At 68.9% G+C, this 18376-nt stretch carries 16 protein-coding genes; 8 read left to right on the plus strand and 8 right to left on the minus strand.

Annotated elements, in window-relative coordinates:
* The first annotated feature begins 22 nt into the window (after positions 1-22).
* The 6 genes from trpB to EPL03_RS10970 all read left to right on the plus strand — a co-directional run bounded on the left by trpB (position 23) and on the right by EPL03_RS10970 (position 4450).
* Complete coding sequence (gene trpB / locus EPL03_RS10945; RefSeq protein ID WP_135829344.1) at positions 23-1267, plus strand: tryptophan synthase subunit beta; 1245 nt, start codon at positions 23-25, stop codon at positions 1265-1267.
* Positions 1257-2072, plus strand: coding sequence for a tryptophan synthase subunit alpha (gene trpA / locus EPL03_RS10950; protein WP_135829345.1), 816 nt, complete (start codon positions 1257-1259; stop codon positions 2070-2072). The genes trpB and trpA overlap by 11 nt, the downstream gene beginning before the upstream one ends.
* A 25-nt stretch (positions 2073-2097) precedes the next feature.
* A complete protein-coding gene (locus EPL03_RS10955) occupies positions 2098-2892 on the plus strand; it encodes a 2-amino-3,7-dideoxy-D-threo-hept-6-ulosonate synthase (RefSeq protein WP_135829346.1) in 795 nt (264 codons plus the stop codon).
* Between the two features lie 299 nt (positions 2893-3191).
* Complete coding sequence (locus EPL03_RS10960; protein WP_135829347.1) at positions 3192-3578, plus strand: hypothetical protein; 387 nt, start codon at positions 3192-3194, stop codon at positions 3576-3578.
* A gap of 391 nt (positions 3579-3969) precedes the next feature.
* Positions 3970-4167 (plus strand): hypothetical protein, encoded by a 198-nt coding sequence (locus tag EPL03_RS10965; RefSeq protein ID WP_135829348.1) that lies wholly within the window; start codon positions 3970-3972, stop codon positions 4165-4167.
* Positions 4157-4450, plus strand: a complete 294-nt coding sequence (locus EPL03_RS10970) for a type II toxin-antitoxin system RelE family toxin (protein WP_135829349.1) — start codon at positions 4157-4159, stop codon at positions 4448-4450. The genes EPL03_RS10965 and EPL03_RS10970 overlap by 11 nt, the downstream gene beginning before the upstream one ends.
* 279 nt (positions 4451-4729) lie before the next feature.
* On the opposite strand, the gene EPL03_RS10975 is transcribed toward EPL03_RS10970, so the two are convergent.
* The 7 genes from EPL03_RS10975 to EPL03_RS11000 form a co-directional block, all read right to left on the minus strand.
* The gene (locus EPL03_RS10975; RefSeq protein ID WP_135829350.1) at positions 4730-5167 is read right to left on the minus strand and encodes a transcription elongation factor Spt5; all 438 of its coding nucleotides are present in this window, start codon (positions 5165-5167) and stop codon (positions 4730-4732) included.
* 10 nt (positions 5168-5177) lie between these two features.
* Entirely contained in the window at positions 5178-5342 is a 165-nt protein-coding gene (locus tag EPL03_RS10980; protein WP_135829351.1) for a protein translocase SEC61 complex subunit gamma, read from the minus strand.
* A gap of 416 nt (positions 5343-5758) precedes the next feature.
* Positions 5759-5881: a hypothetical protein gene (locus EPL03_RS20640; RefSeq protein ID WP_280178849.1), complete on the minus strand. Its 123-nt coding sequence runs from the start codon at positions 5879-5881 to the stop codon at positions 5759-5761.
* A 179-nt stretch (positions 5882-6060) separates the two neighbouring features.
* The gene (ftsZ, locus tag EPL03_RS10985) at positions 6061-7239 is read right to left on the minus strand and encodes a cell division protein FtsZ (protein WP_135829352.1); all 1179 of its coding nucleotides are present in this window, start codon (positions 7237-7239) and stop codon (positions 6061-6063) included.
* Positions 7240-7325: 86 nt separating this feature from the next.
* The gene (locus EPL03_RS10990) at positions 7326-8720 is read right to left on the minus strand and encodes a D-aminoacyl-tRNA deacylase (protein WP_135829353.1); all 1395 of its coding nucleotides are present in this window, start codon (positions 8718-8720) and stop codon (positions 7326-7328) included.
* A 45-nt stretch (positions 8721-8765) separates the two neighbouring features.
* Complete coding sequence (locus tag EPL03_RS10995) at positions 8766-10109, minus strand: sodium:calcium antiporter (RefSeq protein WP_135829354.1); 1344 nt, start codon at positions 10107-10109, stop codon at positions 8766-8768.
* Between the two features lie 75 nt (positions 10110-10184).
* Entirely contained in the window at positions 10185-11159 is a 975-nt protein-coding gene (locus EPL03_RS11000; protein ID WP_135829355.1) for a calcium/sodium antiporter, read from the minus strand.
* A gap of 117 nt (positions 11160-11276) precedes the next feature.
* Between EPL03_RS11000 and EPL03_RS11005 the strand changes: the two genes are divergently transcribed.
* Together EPL03_RS11005 and EPL03_RS11010 are read left to right on the plus strand one after the other, a co-directional pair.
* Positions 11277-12086 (plus strand): shikimate dehydrogenase, encoded by an 810-nt coding sequence (locus EPL03_RS11005; RefSeq protein WP_135829356.1) that lies wholly within the window; start codon positions 11277-11279, stop codon positions 12084-12086.
* 27 nt (positions 12087-12113) lie between these two features.
* Complete coding sequence (locus tag EPL03_RS11010) at positions 12114-12824, plus strand: helix-hairpin-helix domain-containing protein (protein ID WP_135829357.1); 711 nt, start codon at positions 12114-12116, stop codon at positions 12822-12824.
* 355 nt (positions 12825-13179) lie between these two features.
* On the opposite strand, the gene EPL03_RS11015 is transcribed toward EPL03_RS11010, so the two are convergent.
* On the minus strand, positions 13180-18252 hold the full coding sequence (locus EPL03_RS11015) for a S8 family serine peptidase (RefSeq protein WP_168216236.1): 5073 nt from the start codon (positions 18250-18252) through the stop codon (positions 13180-13182).
* Positions 18253-18376: the final 124 nt, after the last annotated feature.

Genomic DNA, 18376 nt, shown 5'->3' on the forward strand with positions numbered 1-18376 from the left:
CTATGACGGAGACGACACGACCATGAGCAGCGAAACGGAGTCCAAGTTCGGCGACTACGGCGGCCAGTACGTCCCCGAGGCGCTGATGCCCGCCATCGAGGAGTTGACCGACGCCTACGAGCGCTACGTCCTCGACAACGAGGACGGCTTTATGGACGAGTTCAGGCGACGTCTGCGGGAGTTCGGTGGCCGGCCCACGCCGCTCCAGCGGGCCGACCGGCTGAGCGAGCGGTACGACCGCGAGGTGTATCTCAAGCGCGAGGACCTGCTCCACGGCGGCGCACACAAGCTCAACAACGCCTTGGGGCAAGTCCTGCTGGCCAAATACATGGGCAAAGACCGCATCGTCGCCGAGACGGGCGCGGGCCAGCACGGCACCGCGACCGCGATGGCGGCGGCCCACCTCGGGATGCCCTGCGAGATATACATGGGCCGGACCGACATCAATCGGCAGCGCCCCAACGTGTTCCGGATGCGGCTCCACGACGCCGCAGTCAACCCGGTCGACGCCGGGTCGGGGACGCTCAAGGAGGCCATCAACGAGACGATGCGCGACTGGGCCACCAACGTCGAGGACACCCACTACGTCATCGGCTCGGTCGTCGGCCCGCATCCGTTCCCCCGGATGGTCCGGGACTTCCAGTCGGTCATCTCCGAGGAGGCCCGCGAACAGGTTCGCGAGCGGGCGGGGCGACTCCCCGACAGCGTGGTGGCCTGCGCGGGCGGCGGGTCGAACACGATGGGCGCGTTCCACGAGTTCGTTCCTGACGGGGACGTGGACCTCGTCGCCGTCGAGGCCGGCGGGTCGTCGCTCGCCATCGACGAGGAGAACGACCTCGCGCCCCACTCGGCGTCCCTCTCGGCCGGCGAGGAGGGCGTCCTCCACGGCGCGCGCACCAAACTGCTCCAGAACCGGGACGGCCAGATTCTCGAATCCCACAGCGTGAGCGCGGGGCTGGACTACTCGGGCGTCGGCCCGGAACTCGCCCACCTCGCCGACGAGGGGCGAGTGACGCCGGTCAACGTCGGCGACGACGCGGCGCTCGAAGCCTTCCACCGGCTGTCGACGCTGGAGGGCATCATCCCGGCGCTCGAATCGAGCCACGCGCTCGCGTATCTGGAGGAGAACCCCGAGCGACTGGGCGACCTCGTGGTCGTCAACGTCTCCGGACGGGGCGACAAGGACCTCGACACCGTCATCGAGGAGAGCGAGCAGCGCGGGCTGGCCGAAGCCCCGTCGATGGAGGTGTTCGGGGATGGCGAGTGAGATTCGGGACGCCTTCGCCGACGAGCCCGCGCTGGTCGCCTACGTCGCGGCCGGCGACCCGGACGCGGACGCGACGAAAGAACACGTCCGGGCGCTCGTCCGGGGCGGCGCGGACGTGGTGGAGCTGGGGCTCCCCTTCTCGGAACCCATCGCCGAGGGGCCGACCATCCAGGCGGCGATTCGCCGGGCGCTCGACGCGGGGATGACCCCCGAGCGCTACCTCGACCTCGTCCGGGAGTTGGACGTGGACGTGCCGCTGGTCTGCATGACGTACTTCAACCTCATCTATCAGTACGGCGGCGAGCGAGGCGTGGAGCCGTTCGTCGAGGCGGCGGCCGACGCGGGCCTCTCGGGACTCATCGTGCCCGACCTCCCGGTCGACGAGAGCGACCCGCTCAAGCGCGCCTGCGACGCCCACGGCCTCGACCTGATATTCATGGTCGCGCCCACGACCACCGACGACCGCCTCGACCGGATGCTCGACCGGGCGACCGGCTTCGTCTACGTGCAGGGTCGGCTCGGAACGACCGGGGCGCGCTCGGACGTGAGCAGCCAGACCCACGGCAGCCTCGACCGACTCGACGGGACCGACCTCCCCAAGGCGGTCGGGTTCGGCATCAGCGAGCGCGACCACGCCCGGGAAATCGTCGCGGGCGGCGCGGACGGCATCATCGTGGGGAGCGCGTTCGTGGACATAATCGCCGAGCAGGAGAACGCCGTCGACCGCCTCGAAGCGCTGGCCCGCGAACTCAAGGCGGGCGCGCTCGACGGGGCGTCGGAAGTGCCGGAACCGGAAGGCAAATAACCGTCGTTTGCTACAGATTCACACAATGAACGCGGGTACTGCGGCGCGGCTCGAACGCATCGGCACAGGCGACAAATACGTAATCGTCCCGATGGACCACGGCATCACCCTCGGTGCGGTGACGGGACTGGTGGACATCGAATCGACGGTCGACGCGGTGACGCGGGGCGGGGCGGACGCGGTCCTGACCCAGAAGGGCGTCGCGCCCCGGGTCCACCCGAACAAGAACGGCGCGGGCTACGTGGTCCACCTCAACGCCTCGACCTCCATCGGCCCGGACAGCAACGACAAGCGACTCACGGGCACGGTCACGGAGGCGGTCCGGGCGGGCGCGGACGCGGTCTCGTTCCACATCAACGTCGGCAGCGAGTACGAGCGCGAGCAACTCGCGGAACTCGCCGAGGTGACCGACGACGCCGCCGAGTACGGCATGCCGGTGCTGGCGATGGCCTACGCGCGCGGTCCGGGCGTGGACGAACACGACGCCGAGAATCTGGGCCACGCGGTCCGGCTCGCCGAGGAGGTCGGCGCGGACGTGGTCAAGACGGCCTACAGCGGCGAAGCCGACAGCTTCGAGCGCGTGGTCGAGTCGACCCGCCTGCCGGTGGTCATCGCTGGCGGCGAGCCGGAGGGCGACCGCGCGACCCTCGACGCGGTCCGTGGCGCGATGGACGCGGGCGCGGCGGGCGTCTCGATTGGCCGGTCGGTGTTCCAGCACGACGACCCCGAGGCCATCACGCGAGCGGTCTCGGCGGTGGTCCACGACGGCAGCGCGGCCGACGAGGCACTGCGCGAGGCGGGGCTGGCGGTCGAGGCCTGACTTCTCGGCGATTCGGTTCGGACTTCCGGCGAGCTATCCTGGCTTCCCACGTCGGCGCGCGCTGGGGCGGCGCGGTCGCGGTTTGCCGAGGCGCAAGCGGTAGCTAGCGTTCTCCGTCTCTCAGATGCGGTCCGCTACGGGAGCGGCAGTAGTAGATAGCAACTCCTACGTTTCTGGCGGTAGAAGCGTGCGTACGATTCCTTCCGGAAAGACGACCTCCGAGTGTGTACTCGTGGCGGCCGCTCGGAGACACAAGACTTTCACTCCACATCCGCCGAGGTGGAACACTGAGATTTACCATGAGTGTCGGTGTCCCGACCAGCATCAGGAGCATCCTGCTAGCTTCCCTACTCCTCTCGACGGCCGGCTGTACCGCGATTAGCAACCCCGACGACGCCGCGCCCGGCGACTCGTCGACGACGCCGGAATGCGAACTGACACACGAACTGGTGGAGCCGTCGGACGGGTCCGTCGATGCGACCGAGACGTACGCGTACGAGAACCTGAGTAGCGACGCACGGCACGCGTTCGACGAGGTTCTCGCCGACGGTAGCTACTCGACCACCAACCGGAGCCTGCAGTCCTCCGAGTTCCGGTACTGGGACACGACGACGAGCTACAACGTCACGTACCGGAACGAGACGTACAAGCTACTGACGTACTCGGGGTCGGGTTGCGAGCGATAGGTCCTTTCCGAAAACCGTGTTTTCAGGTGCGAGGCTCACTGTCGCAGTGCGGTCGCGGTTTGCCGAGCCTCAAGCGGTAGCCAGCGTCTTCGAGACTGTAATTATTCACGAACAGTCTCCATAGGGTCGAGCAGAATTCGGCTCTCGTTCAGTTCCGACTGTAGAGGACGTTCGTACAGTCCCGGTACTCAACAGAAACCCAACGTTTTTGTGTACGTCCTTACAATGTTTACAATGCACAGCTCGCTCACCAGAACGTCGGAAGGGATAGTTACCAAATAACACGCTGTCCCGAAACGGCGCGACGGTCCACGGTCGACCGACCGAGTAGCGCGCGACAGTGCGTGAACGAGTAGCGCGTGGGTCCACGCGCGAACTGGACCACCATCCCATGTCGAAAGCAGACAAACGAATCCCAGTCACGGAAGAACGATGGCAGGAGCTCAACGACCTCAAGGAGGCCGGGCAGACCTACGACGAACTGCTCAAAGAACTCGTCGAGCAACAGCAGCGACGCCAGCTCGCGGCGCGTACTCGGGCCGTCGAGGAGGCTTCCGAGGAGGAGCTGACGTCGCTCGATGAGCTATAACGTTCTTCTCGCGGACCAGCCTCGCGAGTACGTCCGAACGCTCGACGACAAAAGTACGAGAATCGTCAAGGAAAATCTCCGGAAGTTGGAGGACGACCCGCATCCTCGTCCGGGCTCGGGGTCCGGCGACAAGGAGAAAATCCACGTCGACGGGAAGGAACTCTATCGGCTCCACATCAGCCGCACGCATACCGCCTTCTACTCGATAGTGGAGGACGAACAGCAGGTTCGAGTCGTCGAACTGCTACCAATCGACGACGCGCACGACCGCTACGGGTTCTGACAGGGACCAGCACGGCTTGGCGGTGAGTCCGTGGTCGGTCAAAAACCTCGACCGCTTCGCGGTCGGCCAAACGCCTCGCTTCGCTCGGCGTACGCTTATCGTTCTTCCGAGTCCAGCACTCGAATCTGGTCGCCCCGCACCGTCATGCGGCCACCTTTTTCCGCCTCGGGTGGCCTCGCTCACTTCGTTCGCGTCGGCCACCGCTCGGCGCAAAAATCTGGACCAAAAAGACCGACCGCTTCGCGGTCGGCGAAACGCCTCGCTCCGCTCGGCGTACGCTTATCGTTCTTCCGAGTCCAGCACTCGAATCTGGTCGCCCCGCACCGTCACGGGAATCGGGACCGTCGCCTCGTACAGCTCGACCGTCACCTGGTCTTTGCCCTCGTCGATGCGCTGGACCTGGGCCTTCTCGCCCTTGAACGGCCCGGCGATGAGTTCCACGATGTCGCTCTCGGCGATGCCCTCCACGTCGGGCGTCGGCGAGAGGAAGTGTTCGACCTCGGAGATGTCGCTCTCGCCGGGCACGATGCTCTGGGCGTGGGGAATCTCCTCGAGCACGCGGTTGATGACCGCGTCGCCGTCGGCCTCGACCATCACGTAGCTCGTGAGCGAGTCGGGCGCGAGCGCGGCGTGAATCTCGGGCTCCTCGCGGTTCATTATCATGTCCGCGACGGTGCGTTCCTGGCTCGCGGTCGTCTTGACTGCGTACATTGGCATCTGAGATCACCTACGGCAGGAAGCTCATGACCGCGAAGATGACGAAGCCGAGTATCCCCACCAGGATGATTCCGGCCCCCGCGATCTTGGATATCTTCGAGAACTCCTCCCACGAGGGCGTGCTGGCCAGCTTCAGCACGCGAACGTACGACGAGAGGTCGAGTTTGACGTCCATGGTTGTCGAGGATACGGGAGCGGCCTTTTTCTATCTATTGTTCTGGAGGCGAGTCCGAGTGACGGGGAAATCACGCGGCCACGCACCGAAACGGCCGACTGGTCGTCCCGCAGTCGTTCACAGGCCTGCCGGAACGTCGTCCAAGGACGCCCCGCACACGGGACACTTCGTCGAGACCAGCGGCGCGCTGATGAGTTCGTCCCTGTCTTCGAAAACCGTGTCACATTCGCCACCCACCGAACATTTCACCTGCATACTGAACCAGAGACGAACGCCTCCGCTTAGTTGTTTCGCCGATTACCGACATGTCCGCGCTCGACACGAGCCGGCCGTGAAATGGCTGGTCCGCGTTCGGCGCATCGTGAATGGGAGAACTCAGAACGGAATCCGAAGAGTAGTGTCCACTCCCCAGCAGGTCAGTCGAACGCGTAGTCGGACACCTGCTTTCCACAGTCCTGACAGACGCTCGTCCCGTCGTCCCACTCGAATTCGGTTCCATCGCAGCTCGGGCACTCGTCGGGGTGATCTTTCGAGACCATACGCTGGCGTTCTCACGTTGGCACATAAAGTTCGCGACGACGCACGAATTTACGGGTTTACGCGACCGAGACATCCCGACACGTGAACCCGAGCGCGACCCCTCGTCCCCCGTCGGCAGTTCGCCCGTCGAGCGTTCCCCGTGAACGTCGAACCCAGCGCGTCGGGACCGACCGAGCGACTACTCCACGTAGTCGATGTCTTCGAGTCGCTTGTTGGCCTTGGCCTGCTGGGCCTCGTTGCGGCCGTATATCTGCGGGGACTCGACGCCGGTGACCACTATCATCGTGCGCATCTCGCCCTCGAGTTCCTCGTCGATGGAGGTGCCCCAGATGATGCGGGCGTCGGGGTCGATGCGGTCGTAAATCTCCTCGACCACGCCCTCGGCCTCCTCGATGGACATGTCGTTGCCGCCGGTGACGTTCACCAGCGCGGAGTTCGCGCCCGAGATGTCGACGTCGAGCAGTGGCGAGCGCATCGCCGACTTGACGGAATCTTGGGCCTTCGCGTCCGAGTCGCTCTCGCCGAGGCCTATCATCGCCACGCCGCCCTTCTCCATCACGGTCCGGACGTCGGCGAAGTCGAGGTTGACGAGGCCGGGCTTGGTGATGAGTTCCGTGATGCCCTTGACCGAGCGCATCAGCACCTCGTCGGCGACCTTGAACGCCTGCCGGACGGGCAGTTTCCCGACCGAGTCGAGCAGGCGGTCGTTGGGCACGACGATGACGGTGTCGCTCACGTCCCGAAGCCGTTCGAGTCCGGCCTCGGCGTTGGTCCGGCGGACCTCGCCCTCGGCGGTAAAGGGCGTCGTGACGATGGAGATGGTGAGCGCGCCCGACTCGCGGGCGGCCTTGGCGACGACCGGGGCCGACCCCGTGCCCGTCCCGCCGCCGAGGCCGGCGGTGACGAACACCATGTCCGACCCCTGAATGGCGTCGTAAATCTCCTCCTGACTTTCGAGGGCGGCCTCCTCGCCGACCTGCGGGAGCGAGCCGGCACCCCGGCCCTGGGTCTTCTGCTCGCCCATCAGTATCTTGGTGTCGGCCTCTATCTCGACGAGGTGCTGGACGTCGGTGTTGGCCGCAACCAGTTTCGCGCCGTGGATGCCCTCCTCGGCCATGCGGTTGACGGTGTTGCCGCCGGCCCCGCCACAGCCGACGACCGTGATGTCGGTCTGGAGGTCCTGCAGGACGTCCTTGAGCTCCTCGTCGGTCATGGTCCCCGACGGGTTCACGTCGGCGGTCCCGCCCGACGGCGAGCCCCCGGACGCGGAGCCACCCGACCCGGACCGTCCGGCGGGCTGGCCCTGCCCGGCGTCCCCCTCGGCTTCCTCGATGGCGTCTTCGACTAGCGAGTCCATGCTGAAGATGGCTTGAGAACGGAGCGTAATTATCTTTCCCCTCTTCGTCGGACGAATGTCTGACGAACGGCGGTATTTCCCCGGATTCAGACAGGAAACTCGCGCGTCCGCTCGCGGCGCACGTCCTCGGGCGCGACGGCCTCGCCGTCGACCGTGACCGACTCGCCCGCCGACAGTTTCCCGAACGCCGGCCCCTCGGGGACGCCGAGGTCGCGGGCCGCCTCCGGGTCGAACGCGGTCCGGCGCGCGACGACCGCGCCGTCCTCGCGCGCGACCGAATCGTACTTGCGCTCCAGCAGCGACGCGAGGTCGTCGACCAGCGCGGCCCGGTCGGCGGGCTCGCGGACGGCGGCCCGGCCCGCCGCGCGGGTCCCGCTCTGGGCGGTCTCGAACGCGAGCGCGCGGGTTTCGACCGCCTCGCGGGCGGCCTCGGCGTCGATGCCCTGCGCTTCCGCGAGCAGGTCGGCCGGCAGGTCGACGAGTTCGTGGTCGGGCGCGCCCGCCCCGCGTTCCGCCTCGCGCGCTGGCTCGCCGAACCGGAGGCCCGCGCCGACCGCCGAGAGGTCGGCTTCGAGCGACTCGACCAGTTCGAGCGGGACGCCGGCGGTCTCGCGCACCCACGTCTCGCTCGCGACGTCGTAGCCGAGGTCCGCGACGACGGCTTCGAGTTCGGGACGGTCGCCCTCGACGACGGCGCGGTCGGCCCGGCTTCGCTCGAACGCCCGGGCTATCACGTCCCGATTCCGCTCGGGCGCACCCATCGCGTCGAGCGTCCAGTCGGCTCCGACGTGGCCGACCGCCCAGTCGGTCTCGCGCTGGATGCGCTCGAATCGCGGGACGTAGTGGCCGCCGCCGAAGCCGACGAGTTGCCTCTCTCGGTGGGGCTCGACCCCCTGCAGGTCGAGGACCGCGCGCGCGACCGCCCCGGCACCCTCGGGGTCGTCCCACTGGGGCTCGTCGCTGCCCAGCTCCGCGAACAGCGACGGGACGCCCACCTCGGAGGGGCCGTGGTGGGTACACTCCATCCCGACCGCGTACCCCTCGGGCGCGTGGGCCTCGAAGCCGTCGAGCAGGCGCGCGTGGGCGTTCGGGCACGCCTCGGCGAGCGCGCCGGACTCGCCGCCGTACTTCGCGGGGCCGAAGTTGCCCGTGAAGTGAGCGGTCAACAGCGGGCCGGTGTCCCCGGAGTGACGGGAGACGAAGACGAGCAGGTCGGGCGCGCCGGAGCGGGCCGGACTATCCCCGCCGGTCGCTTGCGCGGCGGCGTCCGACTCGCCGAACGCGGCCGCCGCGTTCTCGACCTCGAGGTGGAGGTCGTCGAACTTCCGGAGTTCGAAGCCCTCGCGGCGGTAGTACGTGCCCCCGCCCTCGGCGTCGGGCCGCGAGTCGTCCTCGCGGGACTCCCAGTCGACGAGGTCGAGCAGGCGCTCGCCGACGTGCTCGGACGCCGAGTCGGCGCGGCTGACGACGATTGCTATCACGGCCGGACGTACGTCGGTCGAGCGCGAAAAGCGCCTCGAAACCGGTCAGTCGGCGTGGTCGACCGCTTCGGACCCGCCGGGAAACGCGTCCCGGGCGTTCGCGACGGTGCGCTCGAATATCGCCCGGACCTCGTCGCGCCGGGCGACGAACAGCGCCGCGCCCAGCGCCATGTAGACGACCGTGTAGCCGTACAGTAACAGGAGGCTGAGTTCGCTCGCCTGCGGTTCGGCCATCGTCCGGACGACCCAGAACTCGGCGGCGACCTGCGAGACGAACAGCACCAGCAACACGACCGCCTCCCGGACGCTGATCTCGAAGTTGGTCAGCACGCCGATGGCGAAGAAGCTCTGGGCGGCGGTGATCCAGATCTCCGCCTGCTGTTTCTCGTCGAACGGGAGCGCGCCGACCGACCCGGCCGCGATGCTGTACACCACCGCGAGCGTCCCGATGAGCAGCGTCCACTGGTTGAGCTTCGAGGAGATGAGCGCGTTGAACCCGGCGGTCGAGCGCGCCTTGTTGACGAGGTAGGCGACGACGATGAGTTCGGGCGACTCGGAGGCCAGCGGCGCTATCCACTGTATCATGAAGAAGGGCGGAATCCCGAACGCCACGCCAAGCGTCTCGAGCCCGTGGGCGAACGGGTGGACGGCGGTGTATATCATCGCGCCAGAGTAGCCAAACAGCAGGAGGACGGTGGCGACGCGCGGCCCCCGCGAGTACTGCTGGAGGTACGCCGGCACGCCGACCTGGTCGTCGTGGGCCACCACGTCGCCGCGGATGATGATGCCGATGTACAGCGCGTAGAGGCCGACGAGGACGACGGTGTCGCCCACGCCGATGCCGCCGCCGAGCGGGACGAAGAAGGCGACGACGGTCGCGGCCAGCAAAAAGGCGATCTCGGTCGCGAGTTCGCGGTCGAGTTGGACCTTGCTCCGCAGGAATCCCGGCTCGCGCACGACGGCGGGGTCGGCCGAGCCGAGCGCGCGGTACACGGTGAACAGCGCGATGCCCGACCAGCCCAGCCCGATGAGGATGCGGTTCGCGCCCGTCATGTTCGCCACCGCGAGGTTGGCCGCCTCCGCCCCGCGCGCGGTGCCGACGTTGGCTCCGGCGGTCCACGCGTACAGGGCGTCGACCGCGTACTCGGGGGCGACCGCGAGGACCGCCAGCACGGCGATGGCGAACGCGCGGGGCACGTCCTTCTCGGCGGTCTCGGCTCCCCACGCGAGGAGGAACGAGGCTCCGAGGACCGAGACGCCGGAGACGGCGACGGTCCCCACGGTTCCGAGAGCGGCCGTCGAATCGGTGAGGTAGGTCCCGAGCCACGGAAGCGTGAGGGCGACCGCGCCCGCGACCGCGACCAGCGGGTGACGGAGTCGAGTAGCCATTCTCGGTGGCTTGTCCTGCCGGAAACGTAGATGTTGCGCTCCCGCGTCCGGGAAGCCCCGGCGTCCCGCGTCAGGCTACGGGAACAGGGCGTAGACGAAGCCGGCGTACGAGGCCAGCAACACCAGCCCCGTGCCCCGGCCGACGCGCCGGTTGGCCGCCATCAGCGCCAGCGCGCCCACGGTGAACCCGATGAGGACGGGAAAGTGGAACGACCGGACGTCGGTCTCGACCGCGAGGGGATTGACGAGCGCGAGGATGCCGATGACAGCCAGCACGTTGTAGATGTTGCTCCCGACGACGTTGCCGATGCTGAACTCGGCCTCGCCCCGGAACGAACTCACGACGGAGGTGGCGAGCTCGGGCAGCGACGTGCCGAACGCGATGACCGTCAGTCCGATGAACAGGTCGCTGAAGCCGTACGCCCGGAGGAGGTTCGTGCTCCCTTCCAGCAGTCCCATCGACCCCGCGAGCAGGCAGGCCCCGGCCCCCAACAGCACCACGACGTCCCGGAGCGTGGTCGACCCGCTCTGGTCGACTTCCACGTCCTCGGTCACCGCGACCTCGTCGCCCTGTCGGGAGTTGTACAGCAGGTAGCCGGTGAACGCCGCGAGCAGCACGAGCAACAGCCCGCCGTCGAGCGCGCTCAGCGAGCCGTCGAGCCCGAGGACGACCAGCAGCGCCGCCGCCGCGAACATGAACGGCCCGTGCTTCACGAGAACCGCCCGGTCGACCGACATGGGCTGGACCAGCGCCGACGCGCCCAGCACCAGTCCGATGTTGGCGATGTTCGAACCGAGGATGTTGCCCAGCCCGATGTTGTCGGAGATGCCCACGCTCCCGAGCAGGCTGACGAACAGTTCCGGCGCGGTCGTCGCGAACGCGACGATGGTGACCCCGACCGTCGCGGGGTTGATGCCGAACTCGATGGCGAGTTTGGAGGCGCTGTTGACCAGGAGTTCCGCGCCGAGGTACAGAAACAGAATCCCGCCGAGGAGATACCCGACGTCGAGGAGCGACCACGACGCACCCGTAGCGAGTGGAACTACCATTGGCGGGAGGTTTCGGTGGCGAAACTTAAATTTCACTAATGGACGTGCGATGTACGAAACGGGGCGTTCGGAGCGTCAAACGGTGGAACTATCGGCGTCGCGCCACTCGTCGGGACCATGGACGTGTTCGGACTGCTGGGCGACCCGGTGGGCCACTCGCTGTCGCCGCCGATGCACGAGGCCGCCTACGACGACCTCGGCCTCGACGCCCGCTACGTCACCTTCGAGCCAGACGACCTCGGCGCGGCCATCGAGGGCGCGCGGGCGCTCGGCGTCGCGGGGCTGAACGTCACCATCCCGTTCAAGCGGGACGCGCTCGATTACGTCGAGCCCGACGACCTGGCGGCCCGCATCGGCGCGGTCAACACCGTCGACTTCTCGGCGGCCGACGCGGGGACGCCCCCGACGGGCCACAACACCGACGCCGCGGGGGTCAGGCGGGCCTTCGCCCACCACGACGTGACGCTGGCCGACCGCGACGCCGTGGTCGTCGGTGCCGGCGGCGCGGCCCGCGCGACCGCGTTCGCGCTGGCCGACGCGGGCGCGACCGTCCACGTCGCCAACCGGACGGTCGAGCGCGCCGAGGAACTCGCCGAGGCGGTCGGCGACCGCACCACGGCCGGCGGCCTCGACGCGCTCGAAGCGCGCGTCTCGGCGGCCGACGTGCTGGTCAACGCGACGAGCGTGGGGATGGAGGAGGACCGCTCGCCGGTGCCCGCCGACGCCCTCCACGCCGACCTCGCGGTGCTCGACGCCGTCTATCGCCCGCTCGACACGCGCCTGCTCCGGGACGCCCGCGAGCGCGGCGCGACGGCGGTCGACGGCGCGTGGATGCTGCTGTATCAGGGCGTCGAGGCGTTCGAGCTGTGGACCGGCCGGGACGCGCCCGTGGACGCGATGAACGCCGCACTCCGTGGACGCCTTTAAGTGCCACGCCCGTCTACTGTCGGGCAAATGGGACTGCTCACGAAGCTGAAGTCGTTGCTTGGATTCGAGGACGACCGCTCGCAGGTGCGTCGGAGCGAGTCGGGCGTCACCATCGAGCGCGACCCCACCGAGCCGGCCGAACCCGACGAGTCGGCCGCGTCCGGGGCGGAGACCGAACCCGAGGCGTCCGACGCCGCCGAGGCGTCGACCGCCGAATCCGACGAGTCGGGGACGAGCACGCCCGACGGAATCGAGGAGGTGGGCTCGGAGACGGAACCCGACGAGCAGTCGGTCGAGGCCGAGCCGGAGACGGTCGACGCCGACGAGGGGACCGTCGACGCCGAGCCGGAAGCGACCGATGCCGAGGCCGAGCCGGAAGCGGGCGACGACGAGGCCGAGCCGGTCGAGCGCGCCGAAACCGACGACGATGCCGAGGCCGTCGACGTCGAGGAGGAGGCCGACGAGGAGACGCCCGAAGCGGAGCCCGAGCCCGGGGAAGGTGAATCCGAGGACGCCGTGCCCGACGAGACCGAGGCCGAATCCGACGAGCCGGCCGGTGCGGGCGAACCCCTCGAAGACGTGAAAGGCATCGGCGCGGCCTACGCCGAGCGGCTCCGGGACGCGGGCGTCGAGGACGTCGCCGACCTCGCGGCCGCCGACGCCGAGGGGCTCGCCGAGGCGACCGACCTCTCGGCCAAGCGCATCTCGACGTGGATAGAGCGAGCGCAGGCCCGGTAGCCGACACGCGAGCGACCCGTCCTTCTCACCGACCGACCACCCCCGGACTCGCGCCGCCGACCGACCCGCGAGCGGCTCGGCCGGCCGCTCGGCTCCGCGACTCCCGACGCGGTTCCGAGCGACTGCGGACCGATTCTACGACCCCGAGTCGGTCGCCCTCGAGCGCCGACGCGTCGTCCGACGAGCGCGGAGGGTCGACCTCGCCGACGGGTCCGCCGACCGCGCGGGCCGCGACGTTTCGGACGGGCGGGAGCGCCGGCTATCGACAGCGCGGCGACGAAGTCGACCGGCGAGCGCCGAAACGGTGGTCGAACAGAGCGAGTGAAAGGGAACGACGAATCGCAGTGCCGCGACGTCAGTCCGACAGCACCGAGCCGAGTGGATTCAGCGAACTCGCCGCGGTTCCGCCGTTCTCCGCGTCGTCTTTCGCGACGTCGGTGTCGTACTCGGCGTCCTCGGCCGCGACGTTGAGCGCGCCGAAGGCCGAGCGGAACGCGAGGTCGGCCACGTCGAGGACCGCCTCCTCGACCAGGTCGCGCCGGGACGACGGGGCCTCGTCGAGGACCGCGGTCGCCACGGCCGCTATCTCGTCGGCGGTCGCCGCCACGTCGTCGGCGGCCGCGAGGCGCTGGCCGATGCGGTGGCCGACGAGCGAGGCGACCGCGTCGGCGGCCTCGTCGTCGGACGCCGCGTCGAGCACGGCCGCGACCGAGGGAGCCTTGCCGGTCGATTTTTCGCGGGGGCCGACCGTCTCGTGGATGACGGGGTCGAGACCCAGCGACTCGTACAGCTCGGTCATGGTCGGGCCGTAGGCGTCGAGGCCGGCCGACAGCTCGGTGGATTCGCTGGCCTCGACGCGGTAGGCGGTGAACGCCCGCACCTCGCCGTCGCCGAGCTGTCCGGCCGGCGAGGCGAGCGAGTCGTCGACCTGCGCGACCGCGTCGCCGAAGACCTCGCTCGGATCGCCGAACTGCGGGGCCGCGACGACGTTCCAGCCGGGTTCGAGCGTGGTCGTTCCGGGGTCGGACTCGTGGTGGCCCGGCGGGACGCCCTCGCGCTCGCGGAAGTCCACGACCGCACGGACGCCCTCGCTGGGCGTCACGCGGAACCCGTCGAGGGTGCCGACGCGCTTGTTCCGGCCCTGCCCGCGAATCTTCTTCCACTTGCCGGACTTGGCGTGCCAGTACTCCATCGTCCCGGCGAACTCCCGGAAGTCGTCGACGCCCAGAATCTCGTAGATGGTCCGGTCGGTGCCGCCGGGGACGCCGAGTCCGTAGGTCGTGCCGGCGTCGAGGTAGAGGTCGGTGGCGATGCGAGTGGTCTCGGACCGGTCGACCTCGGCCGGGCGGGCGGTCAGGAACGGGTCGTACGCGAACTCGCCGTCGGCGATGGTGTCGTCGTACGCTCGGCCGCCGAGGTAGTTCAGCCGGACGTCGAACGGTCCCTCGGGCGCGGAGTCACCGTCGGCGGGGTCGCCGACGAACGGCACGTCGGTCGACGAGAGGTCGTTGTACCGCGCCACGACGGCGTCGGCGTCGAGCCCGGAGTAGCCGCCGTCGATGTCGAGACCGGTCTCGGCGTCGACGGTGTTGTTCTCCAGCGAGACGTAGTCGCCGGTCTGGAAGAAGCCGGTCGCGGCGTTCGCGACGGTGTTGTCCCGGACCACGACGTCGCGCTCGCCGAAGCCGTAGTCGCCGACCCGGATGCCGAGGTGGGCGTGGGCGACCTGGTTGGCCTCGATTTCGGCGTTGGCCTCGTCGACGAAGATGCCGGCGTCGCCGTCGCCGGACGGGTCGTCGGCGTCGGGCCCGGAGATGGTGTTCCGGGCGATGCGGTTGTCGTCGCTGGCGTCGAAGTCGCCCCAGAGGAGGATGCCCGCGTCGAAGCCCTCGCCGTAGACGATTTGGGACTCGGTGACCGTGACCTGGTCGCCGTTCTCGACGTAGACGCCGCCGTAGCCGTCGTCGTCAGGGCGGTCGAACGCGAGGCCGGTGATGGTCGCGTTCGAGACCGGACCGCCGCCCGAGATGTCGGTCCCGACGCCGATGCCGCTGTCGACGACCGTCACGTTCTCGACGGTGACGTCCGAGACGTTCTCGTCGAGGAGCACGCCGTTGGTGCCGGCGGCGGTCACGTTGCGAATCGTCGTTCCGCTGACGAGCGCGTTGACGTGGACGCCGAAGCCGACGTCGTTCTTGGGGTCGATCTCGCCGTCGAGGACGTTCGCCGAGAGGTTCTCCAGCGTGACGCCGTCGGCGTCGACGTTGACCACGCTCGGCGACGCGACGTCCTCGGCGTGGACGATCTCGACGGTCTCGCCCTCGACGCCCCGGATCGTGACGCCGCCGGTACCGACGTACAGTCCCGAGTCGCTGCCCCGGTCGGACGCGACCTCGTAGGTGCCCCCACCGACGACGACCTCGTCGCCGGCGGTCACGAAGTCGACGGCCGCCTGCAGGTCGTCGAGGTCGTCGGGGACGCTGAGCGGCGACTCGTAGACGGTGGTCGGGTCGAGCGTCACGGACGTCGCTATCTCGTGGTTGCCGTCGTCGACCGAGACGAACCGCGCGTCGAACGCGAACTCGCCGACAGCGCCCGCCGGGGTCCGGACGGTCGCCTCGACGGAGCCGTCGTACGGCTCGTCGTAAGTGATGGGCTCGCCGAACGGGACCGTCTCGCCGTTGACGGTCAGCGTCAGGTCCGACTCCTCGACGTATCGGAGCCCGGAGACGCCGAACTCCATCTCCACGAGGTTCGAGCCGTCGAGTTCGAGGGTCGCGGAGTCGCCGGGGGCTATCTTCTCGGCCGGGGTCGAGACGACCTCGACGGGCGGCGTCTGGACCGCGTGCTCGACGAGGTTGGCCAGCAGCGCGCGCCCCTCGGCCGTGAAGACGTCCGAGCCGACGTAGCTGCCGACGCCCAGCGACGAGGCGAGCGCGACCCGCGAGAGGTCGTCGACCGCGAGGCCGGCGTCGCCGGTGTCGCTGCTACCGAGCGCGGTCCCGGCGAGGGTCGAACTGGAGACCGGACCCTGGTAGTCGTCGAAGTACGCGTGGAAGCCGCCGAAGTAGAAGAACCCGGAGTCGACCGGGTCGGGTTCGTTGACGGTCACGCTGTCGCCGGGGTCGGCGACGTCGTCGAGCACCGGGTGGTCGCGGTCGACCGTGTAGTTGACCGGCGGGGCTTCGAGCTGGACGTACGCCTCGGTCACGTCGCTCGGATTGCCGATGATATCGGAACTCTGATAGATTGAGTCGGTCCCCGTGCCGTACTGGTCGAGGTAGACGACCCCGACATCGGGTGCGGTCGCGACGTCGGCGAACGCGGTGACGACGTCCTCGTCGGTGCCGAGGTCGACCGCGACGTACGCGTCGTGCTCGCGGTCCTCGGCCGCCGAGACCGCGGTCGGGGCGTCGAGCGTCGAGAGGTTGTACCGGGGGTGAAGTTCGCCGCCGAGCATCGACTCGACGTCGGCCCCGTACGCGCCGGTGTCGTCCACGATGCCGACCGAGACGGAGTCGGCGTACACCGACGTCGAGCCCGTCGCCACCGTCACCGTCTCGCCGAGCCCGTCGAGGGTGACCTCGAGGTCGAGGTCGCCCGAGCCGTCCTGGCTGGTGTCGACGGTGAGGGTCACGACGCCCGAGGTCGCGCGGCCGAACGAGAACGCCTCGCCGAACGCGGCCTCCTCGCCGTTGACCGAGAGGCTCGCGTCGCCGCCGTAGGTGCCGACGCGGTCGACGGTTATCGTCTCGGCGTTGGCGGCCCGAACCTCGACGTCGAATGACTCGCCGGCCTCCAGTCCGTCGGGCTGCTCGGTGACCGGCGTGACAGCGAGGTCGTCGCCGAGCGTGAAGTCCCGCGTGACGAACGCCTCGCCGACGTCGACGGTGACCGTCTCGCCGTCGTGACCGAACGCGTCGACCGAGAGCTCGTAGGTCCCGCTGGCCGCGCGCAGCCGGTACTCGCCGTTCTCGTCGGTCTCGGTCGGGAAGCCGTCGAGTTCGACCGACGCGCCCTCGATGGGCTTGCCGTCCGCGTCGGTGATGGTCCCCTCGACGCCGGCGTCGGCCGCCACGCGGCCGATCGCGGTCACCGCGTCCACGATGCCGTGGCCGTACCGGACGTCCGGCTCGTCGGGTTCGCCCTCGGGCTTCCACGCGGTGTTCTCGAGCGCGTTCTTGGCCTGTTCGGGGGTGACGTCTTCGGCCCCCGCGGACTCCATCAGACCGACCACCCCGGTCAGGTGGGGCGAGGCCATCGAGGTGCCCGAGATGGCGTTGTACGGCCCCTCGCTGTGGTCGACCGGGTACGAGCTGGTGACGTCGACGCCGGGCGCGGCCGCGTCCGGGACGACGTACGAGTCGGGCCACTCGTCGGGAGCGTTGTCGCCCCACGCGCTCTGGGTGTCGATGGTCTCGCCGCCGGAGAAGCTGGCGATGCCCTCGTCCTCGTTGCTCGCGCCGGCCGCGAAGCTCTCGACCACGTTGCCGGGCGACCCGGTCGTGCCCTCGCCGTCGTTGCCGGCCGCCGCGACCACGGTGGTTCCGGCCGCCTCGGCGTTGCGAACCGGCTCGATGAGCTGGCTGTTGTACCCGGTGGCACCGAGGCTCATGTTGATGACGTCGGCGTCCTGCTCGACCGCCCACTGGATGCCGGCGATGATCTGGGTGAACGACCCGCTGCCGCCCGGAAGGATGAGCCCGTGCAGGAGTTCGGCCTCGGGCGCGACGCCGATGGCGGTGCCCGAGTCGTCGCCGCCGGTGGCGGTCCCGCTGACGTGGGTGCCGTGGTACGCCGAGTCGTGTGGCTCCGAGTCGACCTCGTTGCCGTCGCCGTCGAACTCGGCGAAGTTCCCGGCGTCGATGTCGATGTCGGGGTGGTTCGGGTCGACGCCGGTGTCCAGCACCGCGACCGTCGCGCCCTGCCCGCGAGCGTCGAACTGGTCCCACGCCTCGGGGACGTCGAGCTGGTCGAGACCGTAGGTGACGTCCGTGGCCTCGGCGCTCGCGTTGCCGGTCTCGGGGTCCGGAATCGCCATCTCGTAGTTGGGATGGACCTGGGAGACCCCCTTCTGTGCTGCCAGTTCGTCGGGGTCGACCTCGTCGGTGTCGACCGCGAGCAGGAGCGAGTTCGAAATCCAGAACTGGTTCTTGACAGAGAGACCGTCGGTCCGTTCGACGTAGTCGACGATGGGGGCCTGGCTCTCCTCGGCCTCGGCCTTGAGTTCGTCGACGACCGACGTCTCGGCGGCGAGCGGAACGTCGACCTGCTCGGCCCGTACCACGAGCTCGGTCGTACCCTCGGCGCTTGCGCCCGTTCCGGACACCAGCGAGAGAACGCCGGCACCCGCCGTCCCCTGGAGGACCTCACGCCGCGACAGCCGACCGACCGCACCATTATTTGCGCTATCGTTTGTACTTGTCATTTGTGCCTCTATGGCTGAAAGCCATACGCACACGTCCGCCCTTATTTTTAAAAATGTTTTGCTATCAATCGTAATTAGGAAGAAAGTAATTCCGATTCGCCGCGGGAATACGTCCGAGTGTGAA

It is taken from the genome of Halorussus halobius (assembly GCF_004765805.1).
Classification (GTDB): Archaea; Halobacteriota; Halobacteria; order Halobacteriales; family Haladaptataceae; genus Halorussus; species Halorussus halobius.

Coding starts and splice junctions, on each gene's coding strand:
- trpB (WP_135829344.1), top strand. CDS start 23: ATGAGCAGCGAAACGGAGTCCAAGTTCGGCGACTACGGCGGCCAGTAC.
- trpA (WP_135829345.1), top strand. CDS start 1,257: ATGGCGAGTGAGATTCGGGACGCCTTCGCCGACGAGCCCGCGCTGGTC.
- EPL03_RS10955 (WP_135829346.1), top strand. CDS start 2,098: ATGAACGCGGGTACTGCGGCGCGGCTCGAACGCATCGGCACAGGCGAC.
- EPL03_RS10960 (WP_135829347.1), top strand. CDS start 3,192: ATGAGTGTCGGTGTCCCGACCAGCATCAGGAGCATCCTGCTAGCTTCC.
- EPL03_RS10965 (WP_135829348.1), top strand. CDS start 3,970: ATGTCGAAAGCAGACAAACGAATCCCAGTCACGGAAGAACGATGGCAG.
- EPL03_RS10970 (WP_135829349.1), top strand. CDS start 4,157: ATGAGCTATAACGTTCTTCTCGCGGACCAGCCTCGCGAGTACGTCCGA.
- EPL03_RS10975 (WP_135829350.1), bottom strand. CDS start 5,167: ATGCCAATGTACGCAGTCAAGACGACCGCGAGCCAGGAACGCACCGTC.
- EPL03_RS10980 (WP_135829351.1), bottom strand. CDS start 5,342: ATGGACGTCAAACTCGACCTCTCGTCGTACGTTCGCGTGCTGAAGCTG.
- EPL03_RS20640 (WP_280178849.1), bottom strand. CDS start 5,881: ATGGTCTCGAAAGATCACCCCGACGAGTGCCCGAGCTGCGATGGAACC.
- ftsZ (WP_135829352.1), bottom strand. CDS start 7,239: ATGGACTCGCTAGTCGAAGACGCCATCGAGGAAGCCGAGGGGGACGCC.
- EPL03_RS10995 (WP_135829354.1), bottom strand. CDS start 10,109: ATGGCTACTCGACTCCGTCACCCGCTGGTCGCGGTCGCGGGCGCGGTC.
- EPL03_RS11000 (WP_135829355.1), bottom strand. CDS start 11,159: ATGGTAGTTCCACTCGCTACGGGTGCGTCGTGGTCGCTCCTCGACGTC.
- EPL03_RS11005 (WP_135829356.1), top strand. CDS start 11,277: ATGGACGTGTTCGGACTGCTGGGCGACCCGGTGGGCCACTCGCTGTCG.
- EPL03_RS11010 (WP_135829357.1), top strand. CDS start 12,114: ATGGGACTGCTCACGAAGCTGAAGTCGTTGCTTGGATTCGAGGACGAC.
- EPL03_RS11015 (WP_168216236.1), bottom strand. CDS start 18,252: ATGACAAGTACAAACGATAGCGCAAATAATGGTGCGGTCGGTCGGCTG.